Origin of the sequence: Eisenbergiella sp. OF01-20 (genome assembly GCF_003478085.1) — a bacterium.
Lineage (GTDB): Bacteria > Bacillota > Clostridia > Lachnospirales > Lachnospiraceae > Eisenbergiella.
Genome location: NZ_QUES01000041.1, coordinates 42001 through 53827 on the forward strand (window position 1 = coordinate 42001; position 11827 = coordinate 53827).

Here is an 11827-nt window from a genome sequence, read left to right on the forward strand (position 1 = left end):
GAAAATCCTTTTCCATCCCGGATGCGCGGCGCAGACAGCGGGGGAGGCCATTTGGCTCCTGCAATGTTTGCGTAAATTAGAGATTGGCTTACCTTGTTTTAGAACAGGGTAAGCCTTTTTGGATCCGCGTTGTTCCGGGTTTCACACGGATTTCACATCGCCCTCACAGGGATTTCTGGGGCGGGAGGTATACTTTCAGCGGAAGCTTACAAAGGGTTTTTCGTACAGAAAGGTGGAAACTATGGAAGGAAAGGGATGGGAATGGATCCAATGGGCAGGGACAGCCGCGGCGGTCCTTACGATTGTTGCAGGAAAAATATGGTTCATGCGGTGGTGGGATAAAAGAAAAAGGGCAGATAAAAAAGAAAAGGAATGGGGGAGGAAAAATGATCGAGGTTAAGGAACTGTTTTTTTCTTATGGAAAAGGGAAAAGGACATTGCAGGGACTGGATTTTCAGGTGGGGAAAGGGGAAATTTTCGGTTTTCTTGGTCCTAATGGTTCGGGGAAATCCACAACCCAGAAGATATTGACGGGGATTCTGGGCGGATATCAGGGGGAAGTCCGCCTGATGGGAAAAATTCCGGATAAGGCGGAACGGAAGGTGTTTTATCAGGAAATCGGTGTTTTGTTCGAATTCCCCTATCTGTATTCCAATCTGAGCGCCCTGGATAACCTGAAGTTCTTTTCCTCCTTTTATTCTCCCGGCCGGAGGCGGGAGATCCTGCCGCTTCTGGAACGGCTGGAATTCAAAATGGATTATCTGAAAAAACCTGTGGCTTCCTATTCCAAAGGGATGCGTCAGCGGGTGAGCATGGCAAGGGCACTTCTGGGAAATCCGGGAATCCTTTTTCTGGATGAACCCACCAGCGGGCTGGATCCTAACGGAGCCGTTTTATTCCGGGAAATTATCGAAGAGGAGCGAATAAAAGGGACAACTATTTTTTTGACCACCCATAATATGCTGGATGCGGATCTGCTCTGTGACCGGGTGGCTTTTCTGGCGGAGGGCCGGATTGCGGCTCTGGATACCCCGGAAAGGCTGAAGGTGCAGTATAGTAAAAAGCGGGTGAAGGTTATATACCAGAAGGATGGGGAGCGCACGGAAAAGGAGCTGATGCCGGATATGCTGGGACTTCCGTTTCCGGCGGACTGCATGGTGAGCATCCATTCACAGGAGCCGACCCTGGAGGAGGTGTTCCTGAAAACAACGGGAAGGGGGCTTGACGGATGAAAAAAGAATATGCGGCTTTGCTTCGGAAGGATATCCGGCTTATGGCTTCCGGTCATTTTTTCCTTCTGGCACTTATCTCGCTGCTTTTTTACACCTGTTATATCCAGATGGTGTATGTAAAAACGGATCAGGCTGTATTTCCCGTTTATTTTTATAATCCGGCTGCTGCCGCCGTTCCTGCGGGAACAGAAGAAACCGCTTCTTTGGAGGAACTGAAGCAAAAATGCGGGGATGCTTATGGGGTGGGAATCTATATGCGGGGAGGAACCCCCGCAGTCTATATGGAAAGCAGCGGAAGCCGGAAGCTGGATGAAGTGCGGAAGGCTTATGCGCTCTCCCTGCTTGCAGGGAAATGCCCGCGTCCTGCACAGGTGATAGGTAAAAACAATAAGGAAATGAAACAAAGAAGGGAAATTACCTGTGAATTCCTGTATTTTGAACTAACAGCCGTTGGTTTTCTGGGAGTGGCGGCCCTGCTTTTTAAAGAAAAAAAGATGGGAGTGATAAAGCTGTTTGCGGTTCTTCCGGTGAATCGTATTTCCTTTTTGCTGTCAAAGCTTACGGTATGTCTGGCGGCGGATCTTTTATTTGCCGCACTGTTTACCTTAATCAATCTGGGTATAAAAACCTCCTGGCAGGTACTTCCGGCTGTGCTGGTACAGGCAGGAATCCTTTCGGGGATCATGGCCCTTGTGGGATTTTTGTGTGCTCTTTGGCTGAAGGATTTCAAACAGTTTTCCCTATTTTACCTTGTGCTGGCTGTTTTTATCTGTACGCCGGTATTCCTGGCGGGGCAGACGGGAGTGGAATGGAAATGGATGGCGTATAATCCGGTTTACCGTCTTTTTATGGGTATGAAGCAGGCATATTTTGAGGGAACGGCGGGCAGCCGGCTTTCTCTTTTGGGAAGTGCGTCTGCCGTGGGAGGTTTGTTTGCCCTGGCCCTGTATGCCTGGAATGCAGAAATGAAAAAGGAGGAGTAAAGAGGTGGGAAAGGGACTGTTATATCAGCTGAAAAGCTGTTTCCGGGATAAAATGTGCGTTCTGTCTTTTTTGCTGCCGGTGGCTGCCGGGATTGCCCTGCATTTCCTGGGTGAGGTGGATTTACTGGAGCTGGCGGAACCGGAATTCGGAGTGGTGAAGGAAAGCCTGTTTGCTGCGGATATCCAAAGCTGGCTGGAAGAAATCGGTACGGTACGGGTGTATCCGTCGGAGGAGGCGCTGGAGGAGGCGGTATTGGAACCATCCACCAATATAATAGGAATCCTTCCCCGGGAAGATGGGATTTCCGTCATACGGGCAGGGGATGAGCAGGAACTGTACCGGAGGCTTGCCGATCGCCTTCCCCTGCTTTATGAAGAACGGGCGGCAATAAAGACGGTACAGGTGACGCTGGATGTACGGGAGGCCGATACGGGGATGAAAAAGCTGTTACTTTCCATCAGTATAGTTACAGCCATGTTTATGGGAGGAACCTTCAGTGCGATGAACATTCTGGGAGAAAAGGAGGATGGAATCCTGCTGGTGAATGATATCCTGCCCTGTTCCAGGCTGGCCTATCTGTTTCAGAAAATAGGGGTTGGCCTGCTGGGAGGTGTCCTGTCTGCGGGGCTTACCACAGTTATCTGTATCTGGCCTGTCCGTTTAAGCCGGTTGCCGGGGCTGGCCGCTGTCATTTTTTTGTCTGCGTTTCTGGCCTCCCTTGCCGGTGCATTTATCGGGAGAGCCGCGGAGGGCCTGATGACGGGAATCGGTCTTTTAAAGCTGGTGATGATCGGTTTTATCGCTCCGCCCATTTTGTTCTGGCTGTTGGATGCTCCCGGAGGCGGAAGGATCGGGCTGACCTGCCTTATCCCTTCGGTCCCTGCCTTTCAGGGAATCATGGAACTCCTTGAGGGCGGGGTGTTTCCGGGGGAATATATCCTGCTGTTAGCGATCCACTGCGGGGTTTGGCTTGCTTTGTATTTGCGGACGGATGGGAACAGGGAGAGGAGAAAAGGAGCGGCCGGCCGCAAGCGGCATGGCCGCGTACAAACCGGGCGGGATCCTTATGAGTGACGGTAAATTACGATACGCTTGTATCCTTTGTTATCCGCAGGATAATAGATCTTGTTATTTCCATGCACGTAATGTTACAATTTATAACATAATGCATTGATAACAGAAAGCAATGGGGCTTTTCCCATGATGTCCCGGCTTTCCATCGGCAGGCATTCGTGTTAAAAAAGAGAACAGGGGAGGTAACAGAGTGATATATATAGAAGATTCCGCATGGCAGCCGTTTCATGAAAACCCATTTACACAAACAAGGCGTTACTCTCGCCTGATGAGTTGAAAAAAGCGGGAATTAAAGTGAATGAAATCGGGCTGAGTCCTATGCTGTGGCCCAAAGATTTTTCCCAATATGGACAGAATGGAGAAGGATAAGATAATCATGAAAAATAAACAACTGACAATTGCGGAAAGCGCCTGTATCATTACAGGCTATGGAATCGGAGGAGGCGTCATGGCCATGCCCTATCTGGCCCAAAGAAACGGCGTCCTTGTGAGCCTTTTTATTCTGGCGGCGGCTTTTCTCGCAAGCTTCGTCCTTCATGTGATGATAGCGGAACTGGTGGTAAAAAGCGGCGGAGGTTCCCAGATTATTGAGGTGTTTTCCCGGTATTTATTCCGGGGAAAGTATAAAAAGCTGCTGACCCTGGCTTTTTTTGTGATTATGGCGTTGGTGCTCTTTACCAATCTGGCCGCATACATATCCGGCGCGGCGGAAATTATCAGTGAACTGCTGGGCATTTCCCTGTGGCTTTCCCGGCTGTTGTTTTACGTGGCGGCGGCTAGTGTAGTCCTTTTTGGACTGAAGGCTGTGGGGGTGAGCGAAAAACTGGCTGTGGGGATTATTTTCCTTCTGGTCGGCCTGCTGGCCTGTTTTTCCCTGCTGCATATCCGGAATCCGCTTCCTGTAAAGGCAGGGAGTCTGACGGAAGGGCTGGCCTATTTCGGAATGGCGATGTTTGCTTTTTCTGCGTTTTTTTCTGTGCCGCAGGCGGCGGCAGGCCTGGGCGGGGATGGAAAAAAAGTACGAAAGGCCGTATTCCTGGGGCTTCTGAATAATGTTATCCTGATTACCGTAATTACGGTCTGCGCCCTGCTTTCCTCTGCCCAGGTGACGGAGGTTGCCATGATCGGCTGGAGCAGGGGGATCGGCAGCTGGGCGGAAATCGTGGGATCCTTATTTACCATTCTTGCCATGCTGACCACTTACTGGTCCATTTCCCTGGCGCTTGCGGACATCGTGGAGGAACAGCTGAAGCTTTCCAAAAGGATATGCTGGGTAATAGCCACGCTGCCGTCCCTGGCGCTTACCTTTGCGGGACTGGGAGGATTTATGGAATTTATGCGGCTGGCCGGAGGGCTTATTGCCATCCTCATCGCCCTTATGGTGGTGCCTGCCTTTGGCAAGGCTTCCCGGGAACCGGGCGGTTCTTTGCTGGGAAGATGGGGCGGCGGCTGGATGCAGGTTCTGATTATTATCGCTTATCTTCTTATGGCGGTGGGAAATGTGGTGGCAATATAAGATGAAAACATTATATTATGGCGGAACAATCCATACCATGGAGAAAAGAACGGAACAGGAAAACGGGGAGCAGGAAACCTTTACGGCACTGGGAACAGAAGGCGGCCGGATCGTATTCGTGGGCAGCGGGAACCGGGAAACCCTGCCGGGTTATGACCGTTACATCTGCCTGGAGGGCATGCATGTTTATCCTGCGCTGACCGATTCCCATGTACATCTGCTTTATACCATGATCCTGGCGGCCTCCAGCTTTACTCTGTGTGAGGTGACCGCCGGAGGGATCGCGCCGGACTGTATGGCGGGGGTGGAAGCCAAAATCAGGGATTACTGCCGTTCCCATCCGGGGCAGAAAATTATCGTGGCTAACCAGTATATTCTGTCCGCTATGAAGGAGAAACGGCTGCCCGACCGCCATGAGCTGGATGAATGGACCGGCGGTAAAAGCATGATAATCTATAATATAGACGGACACAGCAGCGCTATTTCCACGGCTCTGATGAAAAAGCTGGGACTGCCCTGTGAAGGACATGACGGCCGTTTTTCCGGGGAAGAGCATGAATTTATGCAGGGAAAGGTGACCAATCTCATTGCGGCAAACGTTACCCCTGCGGTTCTCGCCAGGGGAATTGCCAATTTCTCCAATTTATGCGCCCGTTACGGCATAAGCCGTGTGTGTGCCATGGACGGAAACGAAGATGTAAAAACGGATCTCCTCACCCGGCTGTTGGCATTTCTGGCTTCCCGTATGGAGATCGATGTCCGCCTGTTCCCCCAATATATGGATTTGGAGCGCACCAGGCCCTATCGAAGGCTGCAGAGGCATCCACGGGCAGGCGGCTGCGGAAGCTGGGAGCTTGACGGTTCGGTAGGCTCCCACAGCGCCGCTTTCTATACCCCTTTCCGCGATACCGGAGAAAAGGGCCATTGCTATTATGAGAATGACTTGATTCTAAGCAAAGTCCGGGAAGCAGCACAGAAAGGAATCCAGCTTTCCAGCCATGCTATCGGAGAAGCGGCTATCGACCAGATTTTGGATTGTTATGAGACGGTCCAAAAAGAAAAGGGAAGAATAGCAGAAAAAGAAAGCCCCCTCTCCCGCATTGATCATTTTGAATTCCCCTCCCGCCAGGCGGTGGAGAAAATCAAGAAGCTGCCTTTGGCGCTGACCGTGCAGCCCGGTTTTTCCTGGCTGGATAAGAGGTACCTGAAAAGCTATGAGCAGTTCCTGCCGGAGGAAAAGGCAGAGCAGCAGATCCCCCTGAAGGAGCTGCTGGAAGCCGGGGTATGTCTCTGCGGATCCAGTGATTCGCCTGTGCAGTCCATGAACCCTTTTGAACAAATGCTTGGCATGGTGGAATTTTATCTGCCGCAGCAATCCCTCACCAATTATCAGGCGCTGTGTACCTATACCAGGGAGCCGGCCAGGATGCTTGGGGAGGAAGGAGACAGCGGAATGCTGACGGTTGGGAAAAAGGCGGATTTCTTCGTGCTGAAACAGGATTTTTTCAAGGCCGGGCCGGAAGAATTCGGGGAACTCCATGCGGAATATATGGTGAAGGACGGCAGAAAATATGAGCCGATGAAGGGGACGGTGCGGGAACTTCTTAAGCTGCTGCTGCGAAGAAAGAAGAAGATATAGTACCCCGATAATCGGTGCTCCTTGATAAAACGACGATATCATGGTAAACTCGAATTATCACCATATAGGTAACTAATCGTAACGGTTAAGGTCTATCCGGACTGTTACAACGGATCAACCCTCACAGTTACCCGGATCGTACCTTATTGGCGTATCTGCATCTGGAAAACATAGTACGGAAAGGGAGTGAGTACAGTATGAGTAATATTGTATTCCCATTGGGAATAGACAGCTTTGAAAAAATCCGTACAGAAGGATATTATTATATAGATAAAACAGAAGTTATTGCAGAATTGCTGAGAAAAACATTTGAAGTTAATTTGATTACCAGACCGAGAAGGTTTGGAAAAACCCTGACGATGGATATGATGGCCGTTTTTTTTGATATCCGGAAGGATACGGGGAAACTGTTTTCCGGTCTGTGCATTGAAAAGAACAAAGAATTATGTGAAAAGTGGCAAAACAATTGGCCGGTTCTTTTTTTATCCCTGAAGGAAGTAGACGACAAAACGTTTGAACAGGCGGAAAAGAAATTAGCTGTAAATATTTCCGATCTATATAAAGAACATACGTATTTGCTGGAAAGCGATAAAGTTGATCCGGCGGATGTGGAACTTTTTAATAAGATCCGATATCAGAAGGCAGATTCCGTTGATATCCAGAATGCCTTATATATACTTATGCGCATGATGCAGGCCTGTTTTGGTAAACAGGTAATTGTATTTATCGATGAATATGATGTGCCGCTTGCAAAAGCAAATGAAGGTGGATATTATGATGATATGCTTAACCTTATACGGGGATTGCTTGGAAAAACGTTGAAAACCAATCCTTTCCTGAAATTTGCAGTAATTACGGGATGTTTAAGAATTGGGAAAGAAAGTATTTTTACAGGTACCAATAATTTTGTATCTGATACAATTACAGGAGATCGTTTTAACGAATATTTTGGTTTTACAAAGGACGAAGTCCGTAAAATGCTGCAGGTTACAGGATATGAGAATCATGCGGAGGAAATCAAACATTGGTATGACGGATATCATTTTGGGTCTATTGATATATATTGTCCATGGGATGTTCTGAACCATGTGAATGCACTTCAGGATAATCCGAATACCAAGCCGAAAAGTTATTGGGAGGATACCAGCCATAATGGGATTCTTCGGACATTTATTGAACTTGCGAACAGCGATGGACGTCAGGATTTGGCAGTCAATGATAAGTTTGAAATCCTGTTGTACGGCGGATGCATAGAGGAAATCATTGAACAAAATTTGACATACGATACCCTTCATTCTTCGGAATCAAATTTATGGAGCCTTTTATATTTAACAGGGTATTTAACACAGGCGGAACAATCCGATCCGCAGGAAGGCCCGGGAGTGGAAAACAGCAGATATTTGCTGAAAATTCCTAATGAAGAAGTGAAGCTGATTTTTAAAAAAACAGTGGTGGAATGGTTTCGGGACAAGGTAGCTACAGTAGACCGCAGTGATTTGTTCCGGGCCATGTGGGAAGGAAATGCCAAAAAAGCTACTGTTATTCTTTCGGATTTGCTTTTCGATACCATAAGCTACCATGATTATAAAGAAGATTTTTATCATGCGTTTATAGCCGGTGTTTTTACAGGCGCAGGTTATTACGTGGAATCAAACAGAGAGCATGGAACAGGACGGACAGATATTGTCATCAGAGACAGGAGTAACAGGCGGGTTATGCTGATAGAAGCGAAGCGGGTTGATTCTCCGGATTTGCTGGAAGCCGGCTGCCGGGATGCGGTAAAGCAGATTGATGACAGAAGATATGCCGCAGAGTTTGTGAAAGGTTACCGAACTGTCATTTGTTATGGGATTGCATTTTGTAATAAAGAATGTGTTGTATTAAAATTGGGGGAAGCAGCAAATTAATACTGTCTGGAAAAGAAGCCGGCCATTTGCCTGAAAAGGGATATGGCCGGCTTCTTTGTGTCAATATCAGAGGAAATGGAAAAGCGCAAATATTCCATTCCAGACACGTTGAATCCATGTCCTGTATCTATGTATTTTGCTAAAATAAAGCCATACAGAACAGCGCGCCGGAGCAGCTTTACACTCCGGCAGGCACGGTACATGCGTGCAGAAGGGAGAAGGTATGAAAAGAAAACTGACAGCATCTATTCTGGCGGCAGCATTGGCTGTTTCAACAATACTGGCAGGCTGCGGCGGGGCGGCGGACGGCGGAGAATCCAAAGCGGCCCAGTCCCAGGAGGCGGGAGAAGAAGCACGGAGCGGGGAAACCGATAGTGCAGAATCCGGGCCGGCAAAGACAACAGCCCAGGCGGATACGGGAGAGGTTCCCGGGGAACTGACCATCTATACTTATTATGCGGACAGCGCCATTGCACAGGTGGACAGGGCACTGGAAATTATGAAGGAGACATATCCGGATCTGAAGATCAACATCGAACACAGGACCGATTCCGACGGCAGCGTTCTTAAGACAAGGGCGGCAGTGGGGGAACTGCCGGATATCTTTGAATGTACCGGACAGCTGACCGATATCCTGATTAAATCGGGGGATCTGGCGGAACTGGATTCTGTAATTGAAGAAACGGGGTTTTTTGACAAATATCTGGAAGGGAACTTTGATGTAAAAAAATCGGCGGACGGCCATTTCTATGCTATCAGCTCCACGGTACCGGAGTGCTGTGAAGTATTTTACAATAAGGAAGTGTTTGAAAGGCTTGGCTTGTCGGCACCTCAAAATTATGAAGAATTCAAGGCCGTGGTGGAAGCGTTGAATGCGGACGGTATTATCCCGCTGGCGTTGTTTGCCCAACAGAAATGGCCGGGGCTGCAGATGTTCGATATGGCTGTGGTAGGGGAAGGACAGCCTCTGGGGCTTACAGGGCTGGAGGACGGAAGCACCAAAATTACGGATCCGGAATATCTGGAAGCAGCCAAAAAGCTGAGTGAACTGACTTCTATGGGTCTAATCGGCAAAGGCGCCCTGAATACCAATGCCAGCCAGGCTTTTGAACTGGTGGAAACCGGACAGGCGGGCATGCTGATAAACGGCAGCTGGTTTTTTAACGACGCGGCGGTAGGCGGTTACGGTGACAATATCGGATACTTTGAATATAATCCGTTTACCGTGGCCGGCAAAGAGGAGGATACACACTGGACGGAATCCGGCGGCACCGGTTCCATGGGCGGCTATGCGGTAAGCGCCAAAGGAAAATATGCGGAATACTCCAAAAAGGTTCTTTTAAGCTTTCTGGAAGCGAGAGACATTGCCAATGCGGAACTCGGATCCTTAAGCGTGCTGAAGGAAAAGGTGGATCCTGTGGAAGCACGGGCGCAAAGCTACCAGCACTATGCGGATAACCTGGATAAAATCCAGTCAACCACAAAATTTGAATGGTCGCTGAACAATCAGGAGCTGATTGTGGCACTGGAGGATACCTGCGAACTTCTTTTAACAGGACTGATTACCCCTGAGGATTTTATAGCGGATCTGGAGGAACAGATCGCGGAAGCGTTAGGCCAATAATAGAAGGAAGAAAGGGGGAAGAGATGAATCCGTTATTTCGAAAAAAGAAAGCGGCGATGTGCCTGTTTACGGCTCCGGTAATTATCCTGTTTTGTCTGATTATCGTTATACCGCTGGCGGAATCGGCGGCAATGAGCTTTACGGAATGGGATGGGGTGAATGAGGCCGTATTTACGGGACTGGATAATTTCAAACGGCTTTTTACATCGAGAGATCTGAAGGTTTCCATCCGTAACAGTCTGCTGTATTCCGGGGTGCTCACCGTATACCAGATAGGGCTGGGAACCTTATTCGCTTATTTTCTGGCGAATTTTAATATAAAGGGCAGACGTTTTTTTAAAGATGTTTACTTCTTCCCGGTGCTGCTGTCCGTGTCGGTGGTGGCACAATTGTGGATTTCCGTGTATCACGGGGATTTCGGGCTTATCAACCAGATGGCAAGGCATCTGGGGCTGGCCTGGGAACAGAACTGGCTTTATGAACCGGTAAAAGGAGTGATAGCTATTGTCCTGGCAGAGTCCTGGAAAGGCATGGGGTATCATATGCTCATTATTTATGCGGCTATGAAAAACGTGCCCGATGTCTATTATGAAGCCTCCTATATTGATGGGGCGGATAAACGGCAGCAGTTTTTTCATATTACGCTCCCGCTTACCATTCCTACAATAAAGGTATGTGTGGTTATGTGCATCACCTATGGTTTCCGGGCTTTTGAAATGATTTTCCTGATGACGGGCGGAGGTCCCGGAAATTCCAGCTATACTATGCCTATCATGATGTATAAAGCCCTTTTCGGCCTGCAGAAATATGGCTACGGCAGCGCAATCGCAGTGGTCATCGTGATAATCTGCGTGGGAATGATGCTGGTGATCAATAAGCTCACAGAACGGTTTGACGGACAATACTGAATCGATGGCTGCGTTTGGCAGGGAGGAAAGTAAGAATGGAACATAAAAAGAGAAGGTTCAGGCCCGCGTGGATCCCGGTCTATTTGCTAATGATCCTCTATGCGGTAGTCTGTCTCTATCCGGTCATCTGGATGGGGTTTTATTCCCTGAAAAATAACGAAGAAATTTTTGTCACCAACCCTTTCGGGCCGCCTATCGTACCCCAGTGGAGCAATTATGTGAAGGCGGTGACCCAGTTTGATATCCCCCTTTATTTCAGGAACAGTATTGTGGTATCCCTCACCGCTATGTTTCTGGGGATCCTTTTCTGCCTTACCTTTACTTATGTGGTAGCCAGGGTGCGGGTGCGCACGACAAAAGCTCTGCATTCCCTGGTTATGGCAGGTATGTTTATACCCATACAGGCCGTTATGACGCCTCTGGTGGTCATGGTGAAGAACCTTCATCTGACCAATACCTTATGGTCGCTTATATTACCGTATACGGCCCTGAGTTTTCCGTTCGGTGTGATGGTACTGTATGGATTTTATCTCACCCTTCCCCTGGAACTGGAAGAATCCGCATATTTGGAGGGGGCAGGTTTTATGAGAACGTATTTCAGCATTATCCTTCCGCTGATGAAGTCGGCTATTTCGGTGCTGGTGATTTATCAGTTTATGTCCCATTGGAATGAATTCAGCCTTGCGCTGATTCTGATTACCAAAAATGAACTGAAAACGCTGCCGCTGGGGCTTGCCGGATTTTACGGACAGTTTTCCACCGATTGGGGGCCAGTGGGGGCGTCCCTTGTCATTGCCAGCTTTCCGGTCATCCTTTTGTATATCTTCTTCAGCAACAAGGTAAGCGATGCGTTTGTATATTCCGGCATGAAGAATTGATGGGGGCAGATAAAAAAAGTTTGGTGTCCCCCGCCCCTGCTTCCCTGTGCGGCCTGCTGCCCTGC

10 protein-coding genes are annotated in these 11827 nt (G+C 48.7%); all 10 read left to right on the forward strand.

What is annotated here, in order from left to right:
* Positions 1-241 precede the first annotated feature (241 nt).
* The 10 genes from DXA36_RS33195 (at position 242) to DXA36_RS28325 (ending at position 11762) form a co-directional block, all read left to right on the forward strand.
* A complete protein-coding gene (locus tag DXA36_RS33195) occupies positions 242-400 on the forward strand; it encodes a hypothetical protein (protein WP_182479299.1) in 159 nt (52 codons plus the stop codon).
* Positions 387-1232 carry an ABC transporter ATP-binding protein gene (locus DXA36_RS28285; RefSeq protein ID WP_118682619.1) on the forward strand — a complete coding sequence of 282 codons (846 nt, stop codon included), beginning with the start codon at positions 387-389 and terminating at the stop codon, positions 1230-1232. Before DXA36_RS33195 ends, DXA36_RS28285 begins: the two co-directional genes overlap by 14 nt.
* Complete coding sequence (locus DXA36_RS28290) at positions 1229-2215, forward strand: ABC transporter permease (protein ID WP_118682620.1); 987 nt, start codon at positions 1229-1231, stop codon at positions 2213-2215. The genes DXA36_RS28285 and DXA36_RS28290 overlap by 4 nt, the downstream gene beginning before the upstream one ends.
* A 4-nt stretch (positions 2216-2219) precedes the next feature.
* Complete coding sequence (locus DXA36_RS28295; protein ID WP_118682621.1) at positions 2220-3290, forward strand: ABC transporter permease; 1071 nt, start codon at positions 2220-2222, stop codon at positions 3288-3290.
* A 376-nt stretch (positions 3291-3666) separates the two neighbouring features.
* Positions 3667-4806, forward strand: coding sequence for an aromatic amino acid transport family protein (locus DXA36_RS28300; RefSeq protein WP_118682622.1), 1140 nt, complete (start codon positions 3667-3669; stop codon positions 4804-4806).
* A 1-nt stretch (position 4807) separates the two neighbouring features.
* Positions 4808-6445 (forward strand): amidohydrolase, encoded by a 1638-nt coding sequence (locus tag DXA36_RS28305; protein ID WP_182479300.1) that lies wholly within the window; start codon positions 4808-4810, stop codon positions 6443-6445.
* 197 nt (positions 6446-6642) lie between these two features.
* On the forward strand, positions 6643-8352 hold the full coding sequence (locus DXA36_RS28310) for an AAA family ATPase (protein WP_118682624.1): 1710 nt from the start codon (positions 6643-6645) through the stop codon (positions 8350-8352).
* Positions 8353-8575: 223 nt separating this feature from the next.
* Positions 8576-9976 (forward strand): ABC transporter substrate-binding protein, encoded by a 1401-nt coding sequence (locus DXA36_RS28315; RefSeq protein ID WP_118682625.1) that lies wholly within the window; start codon positions 8576-8578, stop codon positions 9974-9976.
* A gap of 23 nt (positions 9977-9999) precedes the next feature.
* A complete protein-coding gene (locus DXA36_RS28320) occupies positions 10000-10884 on the forward strand; it encodes a carbohydrate ABC transporter permease (RefSeq protein ID WP_118682626.1) in 885 nt (294 codons plus the stop codon).
* A gap of 35 nt (positions 10885-10919) precedes the next feature.
* Complete coding sequence (locus DXA36_RS28325) at positions 10920-11762, forward strand: carbohydrate ABC transporter permease (protein ID WP_118682627.1); 843 nt, start codon at positions 10920-10922, stop codon at positions 11760-11762.
* Positions 11763-11827 lie beyond the last annotated feature (65 nt).